Source organism: Hymenobacter ginkgonis (genome assembly GCF_009755225.1).
Classification (GTDB): Bacteria; Bacteroidota; Bacteroidia; order Cytophagales; family Hymenobacteraceae; genus Hymenobacter; species Hymenobacter ginkgonis.
This window is the reverse complement of record NZ_WQKZ01000009.1, coordinates 34,838-56,218: the sequence shown is the minus strand read 5'-3', so window position 1 is coordinate 56,218 and position 21,381 is coordinate 34,838. Positions and strand designations below refer to the sequence as shown.

General features: G+C 64.0%; 18 protein-coding genes. 8 read left to right on the top strand and 10 right to left on the bottom strand.

What is annotated here, in order from left to right; all coding sequences use genetic code 11:
* Window positions 1-14 precede the first annotated feature (14 nt).
* The 6 genes from GO988_RS22310 to GO988_RS22285 all read right to left on the bottom strand — a co-directional run bounded on the left by GO988_RS22310 (window position 15) and on the right by GO988_RS22285 (window position 8,022).
* The gene (locus tag GO988_RS22310) at window positions 15-623 is read right to left on the bottom strand and encodes a hypothetical protein (protein WP_157569779.1); all 609 of its coding nucleotides are present in this window, start codon (window positions 621-623) and stop codon (window positions 15-17) included.
* An 18-nt stretch (window positions 624-641) separates the two neighbouring features.
* Window positions 642-1,817, bottom strand: a complete 1,176-nt coding sequence (locus GO988_RS22305) for an efflux RND transporter periplasmic adaptor subunit (protein WP_198173004.1) — start codon at window positions 1,815-1,817, stop codon at window positions 642-644.
* 55 nt (window positions 1,818-1,872) lie between these two features.
* The gene (locus tag GO988_RS22300; RefSeq protein ID WP_157569776.1) at window positions 1,873-6,351 is read right to left on the bottom strand and encodes a CusA/CzcA family heavy metal efflux RND transporter; all 4,479 of its coding nucleotides are present in this window, start codon (window positions 6,349-6,351) and stop codon (window positions 1,873-1,875) included.
* 147 nt (window positions 6,352-6,498) lie between these two features.
* Complete coding sequence (locus GO988_RS22295; RefSeq protein WP_144853167.1) at window positions 6,499-6,831, bottom strand: DUF6660 family protein; 333 nt, start codon at window positions 6,829-6,831, stop codon at window positions 6,499-6,501.
* 176 nt (window positions 6,832-7,007) lie between these two features.
* The gene (locus GO988_RS22290) at window positions 7,008-7,550 is read right to left on the bottom strand and encodes a PIN domain-containing protein (protein WP_157569774.1); all 543 of its coding nucleotides are present in this window, start codon (window positions 7,548-7,550) and stop codon (window positions 7,008-7,010) included.
* Window positions 7,551-7,572: 22 nt separating this feature from the next.
* Window positions 7,573-8,022 (bottom strand): helix-turn-helix domain-containing protein, encoded by a 450-nt coding sequence (locus GO988_RS22285; protein WP_144853171.1) that lies wholly within the window; start codon window positions 8,020-8,022, stop codon window positions 7,573-7,575.
* A 442-nt stretch (window positions 8,023-8,464) separates the two neighbouring features.
* Between GO988_RS22285 and GO988_RS22280 the strand changes: the two genes are divergently transcribed.
* From GO988_RS22280 to GO988_RS22250, 7 genes are all read left to right on the top strand, one after another.
* A complete protein-coding gene (locus GO988_RS22280; protein WP_157569772.1) occupies window positions 8,465-9,118 on the top strand; it encodes a PAS domain-containing protein in 654 nt (217 codons plus the stop codon).
* A gap of 398 nt (window positions 9,119-9,516) precedes the next feature.
* A complete protein-coding gene (locus tag GO988_RS22275; protein ID WP_317164954.1) occupies window positions 9,517-10,785 on the top strand; it encodes a type II toxin-antitoxin system HipA family toxin in 1,269 nt (422 codons plus the stop codon).
* 126 nt (window positions 10,786-10,911) lie between these two features.
* Window positions 10,912-12,027 (top strand): sensor histidine kinase, encoded by a 1,116-nt coding sequence (locus GO988_RS22270; protein WP_157569768.1) that lies wholly within the window; start codon window positions 10,912-10,914, stop codon window positions 12,025-12,027.
* Window positions 12,024-12,818, top strand: a complete 795-nt coding sequence (locus tag GO988_RS22265) for a LytR/AlgR family response regulator transcription factor (RefSeq protein ID WP_144853179.1) — start codon at window positions 12,024-12,026, stop codon at window positions 12,816-12,818. Before GO988_RS22270 ends, GO988_RS22265 begins: the two co-directional genes overlap by 4 nt.
* A gap of 114 nt (window positions 12,819-12,932) precedes the next feature.
* A complete protein-coding gene (gene copM, locus GO988_RS24690; protein ID WP_198173003.1) occupies window positions 12,933-13,340 on the top strand; it encodes a CopM family metallochaperone in 408 nt (135 codons plus the stop codon).
* 90 nt (window positions 13,341-13,430) lie between these two features.
* Entirely contained in the window at window positions 13,431-14,837 is a 1,407-nt protein-coding gene (locus GO988_RS22255) for a YncE family protein (protein ID WP_144853181.1), read from the top strand.
* Window positions 14,838-15,044: 207 nt separating this feature from the next.
* Window positions 15,045-16,253 (top strand): sulfite oxidase, encoded by a 1,209-nt coding sequence (locus GO988_RS22250; RefSeq protein WP_144853183.1) that lies wholly within the window; start codon window positions 15,045-15,047, stop codon window positions 16,251-16,253.
* A 108-nt stretch (window positions 16,254-16,361) separates the two neighbouring features.
* Here the strand turns inward: GO988_RS22250 and GO988_RS22245 are convergent, their stop codons facing one another.
* The 3 genes from GO988_RS22245 to GO988_RS22235 are packed head-to-tail and all read right to left on the bottom strand — an operon-like array spanning window position 16,362 to window position 17,979.
* Complete coding sequence (locus GO988_RS22245; RefSeq protein ID WP_144853185.1) at window positions 16,362-16,634, bottom strand: DUF202 domain-containing protein; 273 nt, start codon at window positions 16,632-16,634, stop codon at window positions 16,362-16,364.
* Window positions 16,635-16,649: 15 nt separating this feature from the next.
* Entirely contained in the window at window positions 16,650-17,312 is a 663-nt protein-coding gene (locus GO988_RS22240; protein ID WP_157569766.1) for an MBL fold metallo-hydrolase, read from the bottom strand.
* Between the two features lie 46 nt (window positions 17,313-17,358).
* A complete protein-coding gene (locus GO988_RS22235; RefSeq protein ID WP_198173002.1) occupies window positions 17,359-17,979 on the bottom strand; it encodes a TMEM175 family protein in 621 nt (206 codons plus the stop codon).
* A 5-nt stretch (window positions 17,980-17,984) separates the two neighbouring features.
* On the opposite strand from GO988_RS22235, the gene GO988_RS22230 reads away from it, so the two are divergent.
* The gene (locus tag GO988_RS22230; RefSeq protein WP_198173001.1) at window positions 17,985-19,202 is read left to right on the top strand and encodes a PDDEXK-like family protein; all 1,218 of its coding nucleotides are present in this window, start codon (window positions 17,985-17,987) and stop codon (window positions 19,200-19,202) included.
* 117 nt (window positions 19,203-19,319) lie between these two features.
* On the opposite strand, the gene GO988_RS22225 is transcribed toward GO988_RS22230, so the two are convergent.
* Window positions 19,320-21,203 (bottom strand): cytochrome c oxidase subunit I, encoded by a 1,884-nt coding sequence (locus tag GO988_RS22225; RefSeq protein WP_157569760.1) that lies wholly within the window; start codon window positions 21,201-21,203, stop codon window positions 19,320-19,322.
* Between the last annotated feature and the right edge of the window lie 178 nt (window positions 21,204-21,381).

The window sequence follows — 21,381 nt, the reverse complement described above, 5'->3', positions numbered from 1 at the left end:
AAGACGCTGGCCGGCTACCATTCCACAAAAAAGCCGGCGATGCCTACCCCCACGAGCACCGCCCCCGTCAGGCGGCGCTCGTAGCGGGCGATTCCGGCTAGGGGCAGGTGGTGCAGGCCCCGAAAGGCCACGGCGACCAGCACGCACATAGCGGCCACGGAGGCTACCAGGTACACGGCCATGAGCAGCGCCAGCACGAGTGGCCCCCGCGTGCCGGCCGTGAGAAAGAAAGTCTGCACTTCCAGGCAGGGAGCCAGAAACATGGTCAGGGCCAGGCCGAGCACGAAGTGCTTGCCCCGGCGCGAGGGGGTAGTCGGGTCGGGGTGCGCATGACCCGGCCCCGAAAGCGCGTAGAGCAGGCCAATGCCGATAAGCAGCGCTGGCGCAGCCCAAGCGGCCACCTGCGCAAAGTGGTCTGAAAGCCGCCAGCCCAGCAGCCCCAGGGCCAGGCCCAGCAGTACGGTACTCAGTACGTGGGCCAGGCCGGCTACTGCCGTCAGCCCCACCGCCCGGCGTAGGGGCCAGCGTTCAGCCCGCGCCACGGCCAGCACCGGAGCCCAGTGGTTGGGGATGGCGGCGTGAAGCAGGCTGAGCAGGAGGGTGCCGGTGAGTAGTTCGAGCATGAGCGGGCGCGGAATGGATTAGTCTTCGTCGGCCGTATTCTTGAGCTTGGCCAGCAGCGAATACGCACCCTTGACTACGAACGTCGTGGTAGCCGGCAGATTCGCCGGGCGCTTTACCTCCGTATAGCCGTCTTCGCTGCGGCCGGTAGGCAGGGCTATCATCCGGTAGGAGCCGGCCGGGCTAACCGGTATGAAGCCGTACGTCTGACCGGCGTAGCGTACCACGGCCGCCTCGGGCAGGGTAGGAACGGTGTTGCGGCCCGTTTCAATGGTAGCCCGCACGTAGAGGCCCGGCAGCAAGGCCGGGTCGTTCTCCTGGTCGAGGTGGCCGTGCACCCGCACCGTGCGGTCGGGACCGTTGATGGCGCGGCTGATAAGGTAGACGCGGGCCGTGCGCTCGCGGCCCGCGGCCGAGTCGCTGGGCAGGGCGAAGCGGATGAGCTGGCCGGCCTGAATGCGCGGCACGTCCTTCTCAAACACCGATAGCTCGACGTGCAGGTGGGTGGGGTCTACCAGCTCAAACAGCGCATCGGCGGCCGTCACGCTTTGGCCTACCGTCACGTTCACCGCCCGCACGAACCCGCTGCGCGGGGCCCGCACGGCGGCCGTGCTCACGAGCTGGCCCCCGACCGGCAGGCCGGCCAGCCGCAGCCGGGCGGCCTGGGCCTGGGTTTGCACCCGCAAGGCATCGTATTCGGCCTGCGCCCGCTGGAAATTCTTTTGGGGCGCTACTTCCTGCTGGTAGAGTTCGCGCTGGCGGTCCAAGTCAGCCTGGGCGTAGCGCAGGCGGCTAGTGGCTTCGAGGTAGTCCTGTTGCAGCTGCACGAACTCAGGATTGCGGATGATGGCCAGTACCTCCCCCTTGCGCACCCGCGAGCCTTGCAGCAGACTCGTGCTTTCCACGAAGCCGCCCAGGGGGGCAGCCACGGCCAGCGCGCTTTCGGGGGGCACGTCCAGCGTGCCGCTGACGGCCAGGCCAGTGCCCAGGGGGCGTTCTGCGAGGTGGCCCAGCACCAGGCCCGCGGCCTGCTGCTCAAGGGCCGACAGGCGCACGACATCGGCCGGCGCATCAGCCTCAGGTTTTTCAGTAGCCGCTTCGGCCTTTTCCGCCGTTTTCTCTTCGCCGCCCGACCCGCAGGCAGTAAGCAGCAGCGCGGTCAGCAGGGGAAGTCCCACCCGCCCGAGTCGTGACAACAGCAGGGGAGTAACTTGATTAAATGATGGAAGCATCAGGTGATAAAGCGTTGAATTATTGGGCGTCGCCGGCCAGCAGCGCGTCCAGTTCGATGACGGTTTGGTTATGGGCCAGCAGGGCGCTCAGGTAGTCGGTGCGCAGGCGCAGGGCGCGCTCCAGGTTGAGCAGATATTCCGCATAGCCGGTTTCGCCGGCCTTGAATGCCCGCGTGCTAAGGCGCACAAGCACGGCCGCTTGCGGCAGGCCCGTCTGCTCGTAGAAGCGCAGGCGCTCAATCTGCTCGCGGCGCTGGGCCAGCAACTCATCCAGGCGGCCAGCCAGCTCGGCGCGGTAGCGGGCGTAGCTGATTTGAGCCGTTTGCTCCTGCAAGCGGGCGGCCTGCACCCGCGCCTTTTGGGGGCGGCGGTACAGGGGCATCCCCACGGAGGCCTGCACGCCCTGAAAGCGGTCCCCAGGGCCGTAATCGCGCTCAGTGCCGCCGATACCGCCGACAGTTTGGGGACCCTTCAAGGACTGGTTGAAGTACCCCACCGTGAAGTCGGGTAGGCCCCGCGCTTGTTCCAGGCGGGTTTCCGCCCGGCGCTCCTGAATCTGTTGGGCCAGTACCCGCGCCTGGGGATTGGTTTGGAGTAACGCCGTATCGGCCAGGGCCGGGGCCGCTGCCGTAGCCGTATCCAGTGCTACGGCAGCAGTTGGCACTAGGGGGCGCAATACACTGTCCGCCACCGTCACGGGGCCGGCTTGTTGGAGCAGGGCTTGCAATTGCCGACGCGCCACGGCGTAGTCCGTGCGGGCCTGCCGCACCAAGACGCGGGTTTCACCCTGCTGCACCAGGGCCGTGGCGGGTTCGAGCCGGGCCACTTCGCCGGTTTTGAAGCGCAGGTTGGCCGCCCGCAGAAACTCCGCGTACAGGCTGTCCTGCCCGCGCAGGGTGCGCAGTCGATGGCGGGCGTACACGGCCTGCTCGTAGGCCAGGCGCACCTGCCGGCGTAGTTCTACCCGTGCCTGGGCGAGTTGCAATTCCCGCCCAGTTAGTAGTTGCCCCGCTACCCGCGCCGCGTTGCGGTACACGCCGGGCAGGGCCAAGGGCTGCACAATGGAAAACTGATTGTCTACCCGGTAGGTGTTGTACTGGCCGACCGAGCCGTTAAGGGTCGTTTTACTGAAATCCACGGCCCCGCGTCGCAAGGCTTGTTGCGCCTGCACGGCCCGCTGGGCGGTCTGTACGGTGCCCCCCGCGCCCAAGGCCTGCGTCACGGCCTGGGCCGAGTTCAGGGGCGAGCCAGCCGGGGGCAGCTGCACATCCTGACCCTGCACCCGGCCCGGCAGCAGGGTTGCTAGCCCCATGACCAGCAGTAGGCATACGGTCTGCGCAATAGTGGGGCGCGGCGTGCTCGCCGGGGGTGCCATCGGCTTGGTCGCTCCTTTTTCACTCAGGGCGTACAGCACTGGCAGCACCAGTAGCGTCAGCAGCGTGGCCGTGACCAGGCCGCCGATAACCACCGTGGCCAGGGGCCGCTGCACTTCCGCCCCCGCCGAGGTAGCCAGCGCCATCGGTAAAAAACCCAGGGAGGCGACCGTGGCCGTCATCAACACCGGCCGCAACCGCACCTCCGTGCCCTTGCGAATGCGCTCGTACAGGTCGGTTACTCCTTCCACCTTGAGCTGGTTGAAGTAGCCGATGAGCACGATGCCATTGAGCACCGCCACCCCGAACAGGGCAATAAAGCCCACCCCGGCCGGGATGCTGAACGGCATACCCCGCAGCCACAGGGCCAGAACCCCGCCGATGGCCGAGAGCGGAATGGCCGTGAAAATCAGCAGCGCCTGCTTAACCGAGTGGAACGTAAAGAAGAGCAGCACGAAAATGAGTCCCAGCGCCACCGGCACCGCGATACTGAGCCGGTCGGTGGCCTCGCGCAGGTTCTCGAACTGCCCGCCGTACGTGGTGTAGTAGCCCGGCGCGAACCGGACTTGCTGGCCTAAGCGCTGCTGCACTTCCCGCACCACCGTTTCCACGTCCCGGCCCCGCACGTTGAAGCCCACCGACACCCGGCGCTTGGTATCGTCGCGCTGAATCTGGTTTGGCCCCTCGACCAAGGCCACGGTGGCCACCTGCTCCAATGGCACCTGCTGGCCGGTGGGGGTTGCGATAAAGAGCTGGCGCACGCTGTTGATGTCCCGCCGCAGGTCACTGCGCAGGCGCAGCACCAAGTCGTAGCGCCGCTCCTGCTCAAATACCTGCCCGGCCGTCTGGCCAGCGAAGGCGGTTTGCACCGTGCGGTTTACTTCGCCCACGCTCAGCCCGAAGCGAGCCAGGCGGGCGCGGTCGAGGCGCACCACGATTTGGGGCAGGCCGGTGACCTGCTCCACGTACACGTCTTCGGCCCCCGGCACCCGGCGCACCACGGCCCCGGCTTGGCGGGCGTAGTCGGCCAGCTGGGTGAGGTCTTCGCCGAAAATCTTGAGTACCACGTCCTGCTTAGCGCCCGAAATCAGCTCATTGAAGCGCATCTGGATGGGCTGCTGAAAGCCGAAGGTGACGCCGGGAATGATGCCCACGGCGGCGGCCATCTGCTCGGCTAGGTCGGCTTGGTTGTCGGCTTTTTTCCACTTAGCCTGGGGCCGGAGAATAACCATTACGTCGGCTGCTTCGACCGGCATGGGGTCGGTGGGAATCTCGGCCGCGCCGACTTTGGCCACTACTTCCTTGACCTCATCGGGAAACTGCCGCTTGAGAATGCCGGCCGCCTGCTGGCTTTTCTCGACGGTGTATTCCAGCGACGAGCCGGGCAACGTGCGCAGCTCCACTGCGAAATCGCCCTCCGCCAGCTGAGGAATGAATTCCCCGCCCAGGGTGCGGAATAGCAGAAACGCCCCTACTAACAGGGCGACGGCCGAGCCAAGGACGATGGTTTTGTGACGCAGCGCGCCCGCCACCAGCGGGTCGTAGCGTCGGGTAAGCCAGCCCAGCAGCCGGTCGGAGATGGTGGCTTTCGGGTCCGCGTTGCGACTCAGCGCCAGCGCCGACATCATGGGCACGTAGGTAAGCGAGAGGATAAAGGCCCCCAGAATGGCGAAGGCCACGGTCTGGGCCATCGGCCGGAACATGCGCCCTTCAATGCCGGCCAGCGCCAGCAAGGGCAGGTATACGATAAGGATGATGATTTCCCCGAAGGCGGCCGAGGAGCGGATTTTGCTCGCGGCCTGGTAGGTTTCCTCGTCCATCTGCTCGCCCGAGAGCCGGCCCGTCAGCCCGGCCCCGCCGCCGTGCAGGCGGTGCACAATGGCCTCGACGATGATGACGGCTCCGTCCACAATAAGCCCGAAGTCAATGGCCCCGAGACTCATCAGGTTGCCCGAGACGCCGAACAGGCGCATCAGGCTGATGGCAAAGAGCATGGCCAACGGGATGACCGAGGCCACCACCAGCCCGGCCCGCCAGTTGCCCAGGAAGAGCACCAGCACGAATACGACGATGAGCGCGCCTTCGAGCAGGTTCTTTTGGACCGTGTGAATGGCGCGGCCCACCAGCTCCGACCGGTCCAGGTATACGTCCACTGTTACCCCCTTTGGCAACGTCTGGCGGATGGTGGCCATGCGCTGCTTGACGGCTCTAATCACGTCGTTGGCGTTGGCCCCTTTTAGCATGAGCACGATGCCTCCGGTTACTTCCCCCTCCTGGTTGCGGGTCATGGCCCCATAGCGCACGGCTGAGCCCAGCTGCACGGTGGCCACGTCGCGCACCAGCACGGGCAGGCCGTTTTGGGTGGTGCGCACCACGATGTTGCCGATGTCGGCCGGGGTTTGAGCCAGCCCCTCGGTGCGGATATAGTAGGCCGTGGGACTGCGGTCGATGTAGGCCCCGCCCGCGTTCTGGTTGCCCTGGCTGACGGCCTGGTACACCTGGTCCACGGTCACCCCGGCCGCTTGCAGGCGCTGGGGGTCCAGGGCTACTTCGTACTGTTTGAGCAGCCCGCCAAAGCTGCTCACGTCGGCCACGCCGGGCGTACCCAGCAGCTGCCGCCGCACTATCCAGTCCTGAATGGTGCGCAGCTCGCGGGCGTCGTACTGCTTTTCGTAGCCCGGCTCGGCCCGCACCAGGTATTGGTAGACCTCGCCCAGGCCGGTGGAAACCGGCGACAGCTCGGGCCGCCCGATGCCGGCCGGAATCTGGCTTTCGGCTTCCAACAGCCGCTCGCTGACTTGCTGGCGCGCCCAGTAAATATCAGTTTTATCTTCAAAAACGATGGTTACGACCGAGAGGCCGAAGCGCGAGAACGAGCGCACCTCCTGGCGGCCAGGAATGGTGGCCACGCTCTGCTCGATGGGAAAGGACACGAGCCGCTCGATGTCGCCGGCTGCTAGCGAAGGAGCCACCGTGTAGACCACCACCTGATTCGTGGTGATGTCGGGCACCGCGTCGATGGGCAGGTGCGTGAGCGAGTAGCCGCCCCAGGCCACCAGGGCCAGGGTCAACAGCCCGATAAGTAGTTTATTGTGGATGGAGAAATGAATCAGCCGGTCGAACATGAAGCCGCTGGGGAGTAAAAAGCCTGACCATAGGAAAGACTTTCCGGCGCGCTCAGCCTTGGCTACCAAGTGAATAGCACGCGAACGCACGGCAGCCAGCCCCGCGTTTGGCAGGGCCGGCCGCAAGAGCCGGAAAGCAAGAAATGGTTAGGCCCCCTGGGGCGGCTGCCACGGAGTGACCGGGGCGCGGGTCTGCACGGCAGGCACGTTCCGCACGCTGAAGCGCTGCGCCGAGTAGGGCGCTACCGGCCGGGCGATGAAGGCCAGGGCCGGAACGGCGGGCATGGCGAAGCCCGCGCAGCAGTGGCACTGGCACAAAGGCGAGCACCAATCGATGCCCCCCTGGGAGGTGCCTCCGTCGTGGTGCGCGGCCCGCACGATAGTCCCCTGCACGAGCGTGGCGCTCGGCTCCACATCGGAGCAGGGCAGGCAGCCGAGCACCGAAAAGTAAAGAGCAAAGAGTAGAGCCAGGACGCGCATTGGGGCAAAGGTACGGAAAGGAGGTAAGTCTTATGGTTCCTAAACTCTGAAAAATCCGACTCAGCCTGAAAATGCCTCGCGGGCTTTTTTTACTCCTTATAATAAGGAGTGCGCCGATGTGGACCCGGCCGTCTGGTTTGGTTGCTATAGACCGGGCTCTTTTGCCCCGAAGCCATCTATAGCAGGGCTGCCAGTTTATCGGCACTGGCCTTCAGTTGAACCTGCCGGAAGTTGTCCAAGACCTGGGTGACCGTTCGGGGCGGATTCTTTAGAAAAGAAACTTGCTGCCGGAAAGCGACCCGCGCCGGCTCTGGATTCAGGTCGATTAGATTGGTGGTAATAACAGCGGGATGCTGGGCCCCGATATCGAACTGGGCCAGCTGGTGCGCCGGAAAATCTTTGAGATTGGCCGTGACGATTATTGTGGCCTGGCACCGCATGGCGGCAGCCAGAATATGTCGGTCGTCCGGGTCAGGTAAATCCAGCGCGGCAAGGAGTGGCTCATCCTGCTTAACCTCGGCAGCTGGAAAAGCCGCCCGCAGTGCCGCGACAGTTTTTTGCAATTGCCCCGCGTTGAGGTCAGCACGGTTTTTAAGCAGGTGGCGCGTCCATTCATCCGGGATGCGGGCGGTCCATTTGGGCGTGTACAAGCCGAAGGAAGCCAGCTGTAGGAGCAGGCCCCGGATGGGCGCTGGGTACAGGGCGCACGCATCCAGCAAGGCAATGAGCCGGGGGAAGGAATCATTCGTAGCCCAGACTCAATTCCTGCGCCTGCTGCGCTAAAAACCGGAGCTGCTGCCGACGCTGCTCGGCCTGCTGGGCTTCGTACTGCAACAGGTCTTGCAGCAGCACCCGCCGATGGCTACCCACCTTTTTAAAGGGCAGCACGCCCTGCTCCAGCATTTTGACCAAGTGGGGCTGGGAAACGTGGAGCATGTCGGCAGCCTGCTGCGTGCTCAGCTCAGCAGCCGAAGGAACAAGCGCAATAGCTTTCCCCTCGGCCATGCTCGACAGAATGAAGCTGAGTAGCTCTAGGGCCTTGCGCGGAATGGTAATGTCCTCGTCACGCCCTGGCAGCCGGATTTTAACTCGGTCCGTTCCTTCGGCCGCAATGGCCCGGGTGAAGCTAAACAAAGAATCCCTGGCTACGCGCTGGTCCTGCAAGGATAGGGTTTCAAGAATGGCTTTCATAATAGCAGCGTAAAGAATCAGGTGCAAACCTGCCAAACGAAATAAACGAAACAAAATTCTGCTTTCACTAGTCAATTCCGGCCCTATCCTGGCTCACGCGCTGCCGCTGGCTATCAGCAGCGTCTACAGGGAAGCCCTACGTCGGGCAAAGGTGGGGCAAGCCAAGCGCGGGAATGCCCAATAAGCACAGCACTTCCGCTAATGAATGGGAGCCAAAACGCCTAGAAGTGCTCCCTATTACCGGGAGCGCTCACCAGGCGCTGGCGAAATAAAAAGCAAACCGTATTTTAAAGCAGTACCCTCAAAAACAAGCTAATAGCGGACACGCTTTCCAAATTTGAACACCTAACCAATCGACCTGTTAAGCAAGCTGCTTGCTTTTGGGCCAGGCACCTGTTCAGGGGCCGTATTTTAGTGCCTTATTTCTCGTTTTCCGCGCCTTATGTCTGCTTTTACTCCGGCGCACCCGGCTGCTATGCCGGCTTCCGACGACCTGCTGGAAGTGCTGTTCAACGTCTCGATGACGGGTGTTATCTTCTTCCAGCCCGTGTTCGCGGCCGACGGAGTTGAAATCGTGGACTTTACCTACGTGCGGCTCAACGCCGCCGCGCAGCAGATGCTCCAGCTGCCCGAGCGGCCCGAGCAGTCGTTTCTGGACCTTTACCCCGATGCCCCGCCCACCGGCGTCTTCGACTTCTATTGCCAGGCGTTCCGGTCGCGTGAGGGCCAGCCGCACCAGCTCAACTACCCGCACGACGGGCTCGACGCCTATTTCTACCTGGCGGCGCGGCGCAGCGGGGCGCTGCTGGTCGTCAGCTTTACCGATACCAACAACCAGCCCCGCCCGGCGGTGGAAGAGGCCCTGCGCCAGGCCCAGGCCCGCGAGCAGGCCGCTCGCGCCGAGGCCGAAGCCCGGCAGCGCGAGCGGCGGGCGGTGTTTGAGCAGGCCCCGCTGGCCCTGGCCCTGCTGCAAGGCCCCACGCACGTGGTGGAGTTTGCCAATGAGCGCATGGCCCGGATATGGGACCGGCCCCAGCGTTTCACGCAGCTTGGGACCATCGAAAGGCAGGCCTTGCAGCGGGTCGAGCAGGCATAGGTCAGCCCCGCCCATCGCCAGCGGCAACAGCCCCAAGGCGGCCAGACCCCAGTTTTTGCGGGCCTGCACCAGACCGGCCCCAATCAGCGCGGTGCCGATGGCAACGCGGGCCGCACGGCCCTGGGGAGAGGCAACCAGAAGCAGGAAATTGTCTATAATGGCCAGTAAACAAGAATCGGCGCTTACTTAAAATTTCCCCTTTTATGTTGTGTAAACGCAACATACTGCCTAATTTCAGGCCGGTTTATTGCGTTTGTACAACATAAATTGGTATAGTCTTTCTGATACGGCCATCCTGCGGGAAGTCGGCACCAGCCTGCGGCAGATTCGGCTCAATCGCAACCAGTCTCAGCAGGCCGTGCTACGGCGGCGGGCATCGACCGGGCCACGCTCAGCCTGTGGGGCAGCCGGTAGGGGTAGTCAGCTGGGATGCCGACCGGGCCCGCGCCACGTTCGCCTACGAGCCCGCCTTCATTCGGTCGCGGCTAGAGGTGGCGCCTTTACAAATGCCGCTGACGTGCGGGGCCGATACAGTGTACGCCTTTCCGCGCCTCAACCCCGAGACGTTCCACGGCTTGCCGGGCCTGCTGGCCGATTCGCTACCCGACCGCTTTGGCAACCAGTTGATTGATGCCTGGCTGGCCCTACAAGGCCGCAGCCCCGAAGGCTTTTCGCCGGTGGAGCGTCTGTGCTACACGGCCAACCGGGGCATGGGCGCGCTGGAATTTGAGCCGGCGCTGAAAAGCGGGGCGACTACCGGCTCGGAAGCGGTCGAAACAGCGGCCCTCGTTGAACTGGCGCAGCAAGTGCTTGACCAGCGGGAAGGCCTGCACGTCAACCTGCGCCACGAGTCGACCGAGGCGCTGGCCGCCCTGCTGGCCGTGGGTACATCGGCCGGCGGCGCCCGCCCCAAGGCGCTGATTGCCTATAACGACGCCACGGGCGAAGTGCGCTCGGGCCAGGTGACGGCCCCGGCAGACTTCGGCTACTGGCTGCTGAAGCTGGATGGGGTGCGTGACCAGGTAGTAGCTGACCCTCAAGATTTTGGGCGGGTGGAATACGCCTATTACCACATGGCCATCGCCAGCGGCCTCGACATGACGGAGTGCCGCCTGTACGAGGAGAATGAGCGGGCACACTTCATGACGCGCCGCTTTGACCGCACGGCGACGGGCGAAAAGCTGCACGCCCAGACGCTGTGCGCCCTCGGCCACTTCGACTACAACCAGCCCGCCACCTACTCTTACGAGCAGGCCTTTCAGGTGCTACGCCAACTGCGCCTGCCCTACCCGGCCGCCGAGCAGCTGTTTCGCCGAATGGTCTTCAACATTGTGGCCCGCAACCAGGACGACCACACCAAGAATATTTCGTTCCTGATGGATGCGGCGGGCCAGTGGCAGCTGGCTCCGGCGTATGATGTGGCGTATTCTTACAAGCCCGGCAACCGCTGGCTGATGCAACACCAGCTATCGGCCAACGGCAAGCGCGACCACTTCACGCGGGCGGATTTGCGCCATGTAGCCAGGGAGATGAACGTGCGCCGGGCAGATGAGCTGGTGGATGAGATACTGGCGCAGGTAGCCCACTGGCCGGCGTTTGCCGCCGCTGCCGGCGTAGCCGAAGGGCGGGTGGCTGAAATTGGCGCGGCGCACCGGCAACTACGTTGAGAGAAGCCTGTTTAACCCGTTAGCTGTTCGCGTAGCAAGCACGAAAAAGGCCGTTTGAGCTACCAAAAAATCCTTCTTCGGTCGGCCTTTCTCCGGTTGCCCTAGCCCTGGCCCTACCTTTGGCCCATGCGTACCGGTCGGCCGTTTTCAGCAAACCAATCCGCCCGGCCCCTGGTGGCGGGGCCAGTGATTGCGTTGGCTTGGCTGCTGTTCAGCGGCTTTATGGTGCTGCTGATTTTCGTACAAAACCTCTCGGCCGGCACGCCTACCAACTGGGGTGAGGCGCTGGGCGGGCGCTTGCTGCACGGGCTGATTTGGGGACTGCTCACGCCGGTGGTGTTTGCGCTGGCGGCCCGCTTCGACCTCACCGAGCGGCGGCGGTGGCTGCCCAAGCTGCTGGCGCACGCGGCGGCCAGCTACGGGCTCACCCTGACCTATCGCCTCGTGTATGCCGGGGCGATGGACGCAGCCGGAGCCCTGCCGGGCGGCTTTTCGCTGGCCAGCGTGGTGGCCAATGCTAATAACTGGGTGCCCATTTACTGGATGCTGCTCTGCATTGCCTATGCGGTGCAGTACCGCGAGCGGTTTCGGGAGGGCCAGCTGCGAGCGGCCCAGCTTGAAACCCAGCTGGTGCAGGCCCAGCTGCAGGCGCTGAAAATGCAGCTTCAGCCCCATTTCCTGTTCAACTCGCTCAACGCCGTATCCGCTTTGATGAGCGCCGACGTGAAGGCGGCCCGCCGGATGCTGGCCCAGCTCAGCCAGTTTCTGCGACTGGTGCTCGACGGCGCCGATGCCCACGAGGTGACCCTGGCCCAGGAGCTGCACCTCACGCGCCTCTACCTCACAATCGAGCAAACCCGCTTCCCCGACCGCTTGGCCGTGGCGTACGACATCGACCCCGGCACCGAGGGCGCGCTGCTGCCCGCCCTGCTCTTGCAGCCGGTGGTGGAAAACGCCGTGCGCCACGGCCTGGCCCCGCAAGCGGGGGCAGGCGAGCTGGCCATCAGTGCCCGGCGGGCCGGCACCCGCCTGCTGGTGCAGGTGCGGGACAACGGTCGGGGCACCGCCGACACCGCCGCCCGCGGCCTGGGCCTGCGCAACCTCGAAAGCCGCCTGGCCACCCGCTACGGCCCCGACTACGCCGTGACCGTGGACACGGCCCCCGGACAGGGCTACTGCCTGCGGCTGTCGCTGCCCTTCGTGGCCGCCGCGCCGGCCGCCCAACCTAGCGTACCTGCATGAGCCCGAGCATCCGCACCCTGCTGGTCGATGATGAGCCGCTGGCCCGCCACTTGTTGGGCGAGCTACTGGCCGACTTTCCCGCCCTGGTCGTGGCCGGCGAGTGTGCCAACGGCCCCGAGGCCCTGGCTGCCCTACAAGCCGGTGGCTACGACGTGGTGTTTCTGGACGTGCAGATGCCCGGCCTCGACGGGGTGCAGGTGCTGCAACAGCTGCGGGCCGCTGGCCAGCCCCTGCCGCTGGTGGTGTTCGTGACCGCCTACGACCAGTACGCCGTGGCCGCCTTCGGCCTGCACGCGGTCGATTACCTGCTCAAGCCCCTCGACCCCGACCGCTTTGCCGACTGCGTGCGCCGGGTGCAGCAGCAGCTAGCCCAGCGCGACAGCCACGCCGCCGGGGCCGACCTGGCGGCCCTGCTCCGCGCCTGGCCCCCGGCCGCCCCTACCCCGCCGCCCGCCTACCAGGACCGCTTCCTGGTGAAGCAGCCGGAGCGGCAGTTTTTCGTGCCCGCCGCCGACGTGTGCTACCTCGAAGCCACCAGCAGCGGCGTGCTGCTGCACCTGACCGGGACCGCCCACCCCCTGCGGGCCACCCTGGCCCAGCTGGCCGAGCGCCTCGACCCGGCCCATTTCCTGCGCATCCACCGCTCGGTTATCATTCACACCGAGCACATTGTGGAGTTTAAGCCGTGGGCGCACGGCGAGTATGTGTTTCGAATGGCCAATGGGCTGCACGTCACGTCCTCACGCAGCTACAACGCGGCTATTCAGCAGTTCTTAAAGCGTTTTGCTTAGCTACCGGGGACCAAAAAAGCCAACTCGGCCTCCAATAAGGCCATCCCACCCCGCCTCCCCACCGCCCGCGCCACGTAGCCCGTAGGTTTGACCACGCAAACGCTACCAACCCCCGTGAAAAATATCCTCCTGTTTTTCGGCCTCCTGCTCGGGGCTACCTCCGCCGTTCAGGCCCAGCACCACATGGCCGGCATGAGCCACGCCGGCATGACCGGCATGGCGATGCCCGCCGCCAAACCCGGCAGCCCGGTGGCCGCCTTCCAGCACGGCATGGACTCGGTGATGGTGGTGATGGACGAAGGCATGCGCCGCATGGACGGGGCTAGCCCCGCCGACATCGACGCCAGCTTTGCGGCCATGATGGTACCGCACCACCAAGGGGCCGTGGATATGGCCCGCCTGCAGCTACTCTACGGCAAGGACCCGGCCCTGCGCCGCCTGGCCCAGAGTATCATCGCCGAGCAGCAGGTCGAGATTCAGCAGATGCAGGCCTGGCTCAAGCAGCACCCGGCCAAGCCCTAGGTGGAGTGTAGCGCGGACGCTGTGAGTCCGCGCGTTGCCCGATTACCCTACGCGCGGACTTGCAGAGTCCACGCTACATTCTTATTGTCCATGAAATATCTTCTCCTGCCCGCCCTGCTGCTGGCCGGCACCGCCGCCCGCGCCCAGGCCGTGAGCCACCGCGACCGGGTGTACACCGCCGACCAGATTTCCAACACGGTGTCCGTCATTGACCCGGCCGATAATAAGCTGCTGGGCCAGGTGATACTGGGCAAGCCGCAGCCCGATTTAACGTCGGCCCTCTACCGGGGGCAGGCGCTGGTGCACGGCCTGGGCGCCTCGCCCGACCATCGGCTGCTGGCCGTGGTGTCGGTGGGCTCCAACAACGTCACGTTTATCGAAACGGCCACCAACGCCATCAAGGGCAGCGTGTACGTGGGCCGCGCCCCGCACGAGCCCACCTTCCGGCCCGATGGCAAGGAAGTGTGGGTGACGGTGCGCGGCGAGGACTACCTCTCCGTGATTGATGCCGCCACGCTGCGCGAAACCCGCCGCGTGCAGGTGCCCAACGGGCCGGGCCAAATCGCATTCAGCCCCGATGGCAAGCGGGCCTTCGTGTGCTCCAGCTTCTCGCCCGAGCTGGCGGTGATTGACGTGGCTACCTACCAGGTTATCAAGAAAATACCCGTCGTCAGCCCGTTCTCGCCCAACATCTTCCCCAGCAAGGACGGCCAGCAAATCTGGTTTACGCACAAGGACGTGGGCAAGGTGTCGGTGCTCGATACCAAAACACTGACCATCAGCGGGGTACTAACTACCGGCCCCATCACCAACCACGTGACCACCGTGGACCTGCCCACCGGCAAGCTGGCCTACGTGACGGTGGGCGGCGAAGACGTGGTGAAAGTGTACAGCCGCGAGCCGGGCTTCAAGCAGCTGGCGACCATTGCGGTGGGGGCCAATCCGCACGGCATCTGGCCCGCGGGCGATGGCAGCCGGGTGTACGTGGGCCTCGAAAACGGCGATTCGGCCGTGGCCGTGAGCACGGCCACCAACCGGGTGCTGGGCAAAATCAAGGTCGGCCAGGCCCCCATGGCCCTGATGTACGTGCCCGATGCCGTGCCCTCGGGCGTGGCCAGCGCGGCCAACCTCGGCCAGCAGCTCATCGACCAGCCCACCGTCATCCGCAACCTGCGCCCCCCTACCCCCGGCCCTGCCGCCGGCACCATGAACCTGCGCTCGGAAGGCCTCGTGGACCTGGCCACCTTCAACCTGCGCGCCCTGGCCCCGAATACCGATTACGACATCTTCCTCACCAACTCCGCCCAGGCCCCCTACGCCCGCGACTATCCCCTCACCACCGTGCACACCGATGCCAAGGGCGGCGCCATGGGCCAGGCGCTCGGCCCCGTGCAGCGCATCGCCAGCGGCGATTTGCACCCGGCCGGCAAGGCATTTACGCGAGTGGTGGTGGCCCCGAAAGCAACCGACGGCCCACCGGCGCTGGTGAGCGAGTAGACGGGTTTTTCAGGCCATAATGCGGACTTTTATCCTCCAGGCTGCCGTGGTGGACAACGCAAGCAAAACCGGCCGCGCTACCCAAGTGGTGCCAATCAGCCCCGCGGCCAACTGCTGACGCCCGTGCCCCGTTGAAGTACTAGTAGGCGATGCCTCCCGTTCGGGATGCGCGTGGTGCGCTATTACGGATTGTTTACGAACTGCTTTATGGAAAAGACTACGCATACCCCGGGCCAGGGTCTGAGCCGCCGGGCCGTTTTGAGTGGCTTGGTACCGGCCCTGGCCGTGGCCGGTACTTCGTCGGCCTGGGCCAGCGCCGCGCCTGTTGCCAGCCCCCCGGCCGCCCTGGGCCGCGGCACGTTCCCGGGCCTCATCACCCGCGAGAAAGAGCCGCTGAACCTGGAATTGCCCTTCCCCACGCTGGAAGACCGGCTGGTGTCCAATAACCGTTTCTACGTGCGCAGCCACTTCCACATTCCCACGATAGCGGCGGCAAGCTGGCAGCTCAGCGTCGAGGGCGAGGTGCGCAATTTATTAAAAATCAGCTACGACGAGCTGCGCAAGATGCCCTCTAAAACCGTGACGGCTACCCTGGAATGCGCCGGCAACGGCCGTGCCCGGCTCGCCCCAAAGGTCAAGGGCCTGCTTTGGGAGCAGGGCGGCGTGGGCAACGCCACTTGGACGGGCGTACCCCTCTCGGCGCTGCTGGAGCGGGCCGGGGTGAAGCCGGGGGCCGTGGAAATCATCTTCGAAGGTACCGACCAGGGCGAAGTCACCGAAGAACCCAAGTCGCCGGGCGCCATCCACTTTGCCCGTAGCCTGCCGCTGGCCAAGGCCCGGCAGCCCGAGGTGCTGGTGGCCTACCTCATGAACGGCCAGCCCCTACCCCCCGAGCACGGCTTCCCGGTGCGGCTGGTGGTACCCGGCTGGTACGGCATGGCCTCGGTGAAATGGCTCAGCAAAATCATGGTCAGCGCCGTGCCCTACGACGGCTACTGGCAAACCCTGGAATACGCCTACTGGAAGCGCGAGCGCGGCCTGCCCACCCTCACGCCCGTGACGGAAATGCTGGTAAAAGCCGAAATAGCCCGCCCCGCCTTGCACGAAGAAGTGCCCGCCGGCCAGCCCTACCGCGTGTACGGCGCGGCCTGGACCGGCGAGAGCGAGGTCACCCGCGTGGAAGTCAGCACCGACAACGGCGGCAGCTGGCAGCCCGCCCAGCTCCTCGAAGCCGCCGTGCCCTTCGCCTGGCGCTTCTGGGAGTTCAGCTGGACGCCGCCTGCCGCGCCGGGCCGCTACACTTTGCAGGCCCGCGCCACCGACCGCGCCGGCCACACCCAGCCCACCGCGCACGACCCCGACCGCCGCACCTACATGGTCAATAAAATCGGGGCCGTGGAGGTAATCGTATCCTAAAGCCCGCGCCGCCACTCCTGCCGAAGGCCCCTGCCGCACCCTGCGCCAGGGGCCTTTTTGCGGCTGCCAAGTCCGCGTCCTGGCCGCCACGCAGCTAGCCGCCAGCTATTAGCCAGCCGCTTCGCTGGCTAATAGCTGGCGGCGGTGCACCCGAAAGCGCCACCCGCCCAGCGCCAGCACCACGGCCGCTACGGCCAGCGCCGTGTAGCCCAGCCGCCCGCCCCGCTCGGGGTGCAGCTGCAACAGCGCCAGGCCAAAGCCCACCAGCGCTAGGCTGGTGCGCACGTAGGTAAACAGGGTGCGCTCGTTGGCCAGGCGCGTGCGTTGCAGGGCCAGCCGGTCGGACAGTGGTAGGGCAGGCTTGGGGGTGGAAGCGGGCATAAGGAAACTTGGTTTTCAGGCCAGCGTCACGGCCGCACCCGGCTCGGCCAAACGCAGAAACTTGATGCCGTGTTTCTCGAAATATGGCCCGTAGTTGTCGTAGCGCTGCTGCACGAAAAAAGGTTTGAGGTACCCGTCGTGCACCGGCAAAATCTGCCTGGGCCGCATCTTCAGGGCGAAGTCAGCCACTACCAACTCTGTGAGGAAGGGCGCGGTGACGGGCAGTATCAGCAGCTCCACCCCCGCAAATTGGAGCAGGTTCTCGGCGAAGGAATCGGCGGGGTTCAACACCTTGCCGTTCACCAGCCAGGCCGTCATTTGGGGCAGCGGGCTGTCGAGAATGGCCTCGTGCCGCACCGGCAGGGCTTGCAGCTGAAACGCACCCAAGTCGAGCGGGCCTTCCTCGTGAATTTGCACGGCTAGCCCTTGCTTTTTCAGCTTGGCGGCCACTTCACCATTGGAAATTAGGGTGGCCCCGCCCAGCTCGACGATGCGCTGGAGGGCATCCACGTCGAGGTGGTCGGGGTGGTCGTGGGTAATGATGACCGTGTTCACGCCCTTGAATACGTCGGGCTTCACCAGCCCCTCGTTGAAGGAAAATTTGCCGGGGTCGAACAGCAGTTGCTGGCCGTTTAGCTCAAACAGCAGGCAGGAGTGGATGTACTTGGTAATGCGCATGGGGGGTAGGGGTAAAATTCTGGTATGCAGGATGATGCCAGTAAGTTCAGTCGCCCAGCCAGCGGTCGGCAACCAGGCCCAGGGCGTAGTTGAGCTGCACCAGCAGCAGCAGGATGGCCCCGGCGTACACGCTCAGAAAGCACATTCCCGCCGCCGCCGCGTAGAGCACCTGCATGAGCACGATGCGCCGCACCAGCGCCTGGCTCACGGCCGCATCCACGGCCCGCAGCATACTGTGGCGCTGGGCGTAGCGGTAGCTGCCCAGCAGGGCCGCGCCCACCAGCAGCAGGTTGGCCCAGTATACCAGCACCGCCCCGCGCAGCGGGAAGTGCGTGGTCAGAAAGGCCGTCGAGAACGGCAGCAGGCCCACCACCAGCAGAAAGGCAATGTGCCACCAGGCCAGCCGCCGGTCGCTGTGCTCCAGGTACGTGAACTGCGTGCTCTGGCACACCCAGAAGATGCCCAGCGACAGAAACCCCAGCACGTAGCCCCCGATGCTGGGCAACAGCCCCAGCAAGGCCGGCCCTACGTCGGCCTCGGTGCGCACGAGGGCGGCGGCCGGCACCCGCAAGTTGAGTACCAGCAGGGTCATGGCAATGGAAAACACGCCGTCGCTCAGCGACTCGATGCGGCGCAGATTCTGGCCCGCCACGGTGGTGTAGGCCACGGGCAGTGACGGACGATTTAGAGGTGGCCCGTGCAACGTATGTTTGTTTCCTGCGGGCTTACTATTCATTTTTTTACGCTGCCGAGATGCTAATTAATGGCCTGCTGAACCAAGTATTGGCTTTGCGCCGGACGCAAGAGAAACTGGTACAGCTAAGCGGCGAAAACTTCAACGTCTTTCGGATTCTTGGCTTGGAAACCAGAGAGGTACGGATGCACTCAGCCTTTCTCGGAGAATTGCTTAATCCGGCCGGGAGCCACGGCTTGCGGGATACGTTTCTAAAACTATTTACCCAAACAATCAAGTTTGACGACTTTAAAACAGATACCGCCCGGCTGGTGGTCGAGTATGACATAGGCCGGATTACTTCCGACTATCAGCAAGGGGGGCGAATCGACATTTATTTGGAATCGGCCGGGCAGTACATCTTTATCGAGAACAAGATTTACGCCAACGACCAGCAGAATCAGCTCGGGCGTTATCATACCTACCGCAAACAAGCTCGGCTGCTCTACCTTACGCTTGACGGGGCCAAGCCTTCCGATGGGGGCGCTGGTAACTTGCGGCCAGACCAGTACGAGTTAATTTCATACAAAGAGGGCATCGCGAACTGGCTGGAAAAGTGCCGTCAGGCCGCCGCTGCCTATCCGCTCGTGCGGGAAACCATCGTGCAGTACCAACACCTCATTAACTATCTCACCGGCAGAACTTCTAACGACTACATCAGGATGGAAATGCAGCAAATTGTCGCACAAAGTGAGGAAAATTTTGTGAGCGCCGCCGCTTTGGGGCAAGCCTTTTCTGAGCGGCAAGCACTTTACGTCGAAGATTTGATTGAGAAGTTTGAAGCAGTATGGTATGCGAGGTTTAGCGAGAATCTATCCCCTCTGCCTGAGTACACTATTTATTTCCAGTTGCATGAGGTCAGTTATGGATTCCGGGCGCTAAAGGATGGGCAGGAGGTGCTTGCAAGTCAAGAAGTTGCTTTGCAACCGTTGGTTGCGCTAGCCCTCACTATCCCCAAACTGAAGTCTGATAGTAATTGGCTGGCTTGGCGATATATGAACCATCGTTATTTTGACAACATTCAACCAGCAGAACTCTACCAAGCCGCAACGAATGAAACTGTCCGGCAACATCGCTTTGATGATATGCTAAGAGAGGGGCAATATTATTTTGACCAGTTCAAGGCACTGATGGCAGACTACGTTCCAAGTGTATGAGCCTACGAAACGAAACAACCCCGGCCGGCGCGTAGCCAGCCGGGGCTGCGGGTACCAGGGTAGCTTACGATGCAGCGCTGCGGTAGCTTCAAGCTGGGGCAAACATAGCTTCTAAACTTACTCGCCGCTGGCCTGGCCCAGCTGCACTTCCTCCCCGAGCAGGTTCGACTCGGGCGTGGCCGAGTAGGGCACGGTTTGGGGGATGAAGTCGGCGTCGGAACCGGGCTTGCTGTAGTCGTAGGGCCAGCGGTACACGGTGGGCACCTCGCCGGGCCAGTTGCCGTGCGGCACGTCGATGGGCGTGGTCCACTCCAGGGTGTTGGAATTCCAGGGGTTTTGGGTGGCGCGGCGGCCCCGCCAGATGCTGTAAAAGAAGTTGAAGAGGAAAACAAATTGCGCGAAGAACACGGCGATGGCCGCCAGCGAAATCAGCCGGTTGAGGTCGGCAAACTGCGAAAAGGCGTCGAAGCCCGTCCAGGAGTAGTAGCGGCGCGGGAAGCCGGCAATGCCCAGGTAGTGCATGGGCATGAAAATGAGGTAGACGCCCACGAAGGTGAGCCAGAAGTGCACGTAGCCCAGCTTCTCGTCCATCATCCGCCCAAACAGCTTCGGAAACCAGTGGTACACCCCGGCAAACATGCCGAAGAACGCTGCCGAGCCCATCACCAGGTGAAAGTGGGCGATGACGAAGTACGTGTTGTGCAGCTGAATATCGAGCGCCGCGTTGCCCAGCACGATGCCCGTGAGGCCGCCCGCGATGAAGAGCGACACGAACCCGATGCTGAAAAGCATGGCCGTCGTAAACCGGATGTTGCCCCGCCAGAGCGTCGCAATCCAGTTGAAGCTTTTCACGGCCGAGGGCACGGCGATGACCAGGGTCAGAAACATGAACACCGACCCCAGGAAGGGATTCATGCCCGTCACGAACATGTGGTGGCCCCACACGGCGAACGACAAAATGAGGATGGCGAAGAGCGAGCCAATCATGGCCCGGTAGCCGAAAATGGGCTTGCGGGCATTGGTAGCCAGGATTTCGGACACGATGCCCATGCCCGGCATGATGACGATGTAGACCTCGGGGTGGCCCAAAAACCAGAACAAGTGCTGAAACAGCACGGGCGAGCCGCCCTGGTTGTGCAGCGCCTGCCCGGCAATGTAGATATCAGAGAGGTAGAACGAGGTGCCAAACGAGCGGTCGAATACCAGCAGCAGCAAGCCCGCAAACAGCACCGGAAACGTGAGAATGCCCAGAATAGCGGTGATAAAGAGCGCCCACACCGTGAGCGGCAGCTTGGTCATGCTCATGCCCTTGGTGCGCAGGTTGAGCACGGTGGTCACGTAGTTGACGCCGCCCAGCAGCGTGCTCACCACGAACAGCACCATGCTCACCAGCCACAGGGTCATGCCTAGGCCCGAGCCGTCGATGGCCTGCGGCAGGGCCGAGAGCGGCGGGTACACCGTCCAGCCCGAGGCGGCGGGGCCGGTTTCGATAAAGAGCGAGGTGAACATGACGACCCCCGACAGGAAAAAGAACCAGTACGAGAGCATGTTCATGAAGCCCGACGCCATATCGCGGGCCCCAATCTGCAAGGGAATGAGCAGGTTGGCAAACGTGCCGCTGAGGCCCGCCGTGAGCACGAAAAACAGCATGATGGTGCCGTGCATCGTCACCAGGGCCAGGTAAAACTCGGGGTTGAGCTTGCCGCCCTCAATCCACTTGCCCAGCAGCGGCTTAAGCCACTCCAAGGTGGCCTCGGGCCAGCCCAATTGCAGCCGGAAAAGCGTGGAGAGCACCCCGCCCACCAGCGCCCAAAACATGCCCGTGAGCAAAAACTGCCGGACAATCATCTTGTGGTCCTGGCTGAAAACGTACCTGAACAGCCAGTGCTGCGCCTCGTGGTGGTCGGGCCCGGCCAGGTGGTCGGCGTGGGTAGTGGCCGGGGCGGCGGCCGTGCCGATGCCCCCCTGCGCCTGCGAGGAGGCCGTGAACTCAGTAGCCATAGCGTAGTGCAAATTGCCCCCGGCCGGCCAGCGGCCCGCGCCAGGGAGTGGAAATAAAGGGGCGCCCTAGGGAGGGGTAGCTTGGACGTGGTAGTCCGAGCACAAGCGCAGCGAGCAGACGATTTCCGATGCCAGATGCTCGCTACGCAAGCGCTCGGACTACCAAGCCCACGCTACA

Bases quoted from the DNA above. Each gene is read 5' to 3' on its own strand.
- GO988_RS22265 (WP_144853179.1), top strand. From the start codon at position 12,024: ATGAGCCCGAGCATCCGCACCCTGCTGGTCGATGATGAGCCGCTGGCC.
- GO988_RS22280 (WP_157569772.1), top strand. From the start codon at position 8,465: ATGTCTGCTTTTACTCCGGCGCACCCGGCTGCTATGCCGGCTTCCGAC.
- GO988_RS22310 (WP_157569779.1), bottom strand. From the start codon at position 623: ATGCTCGAACTACTCACCGGCACCCTCCTGCTCAGCCTGCTTCACGCC.
- GO988_RS22225 (WP_157569760.1), bottom strand. From the start codon at position 21,203: ATGGCTACTGAGTTCACGGCCTCCTCGCAGGCGCAGGGGGGCATCGGC.
- GO988_RS22300 (WP_157569776.1), bottom strand. From the start codon at position 6,351: ATGTTCGACCGGCTGATTCATTTCTCCATCCACAATAAACTACTTATC.
- GO988_RS22245 (WP_144853185.1), bottom strand. From the start codon at position 16,634: ATGCCCGCTTCCACCCCCAAGCCTGCCCTACCACTGTCCGACCGGCTG.
- GO988_RS22270 (WP_157569768.1), top strand. From the start codon at position 10,912: ATGCGTACCGGTCGGCCGTTTTCAGCAAACCAATCCGCCCGGCCCCTG.
- GO988_RS22240 (WP_157569766.1), bottom strand. From the start codon at position 17,312: ATGCGCATTACCAAGTACATCCACTCCTGCCTGCTGTTTGAGCTAAAC.
- GO988_RS22255 (WP_144853181.1), top strand. From the start codon at position 13,431: ATGAAATATCTTCTCCTGCCCGCCCTGCTGCTGGCCGGCACCGCCGCC.
- GO988_RS22285 (WP_144853171.1), bottom strand. From the start codon at position 8,022: ATGAAAGCCATTCTTGAAACCCTATCCTTGCAGGACCAGCGCGTAGCC.
- GO988_RS22250 (WP_144853183.1), top strand. From the start codon at position 15,045: ATGGAAAAGACTACGCATACCCCGGGCCAGGGTCTGAGCCGCCGGGCC.
- GO988_RS22295 (WP_144853167.1), bottom strand. From the start codon at position 6,831: ATGCGCGTCCTGGCTCTACTCTTTGCTCTTTACTTTTCGGTGCTCGGC.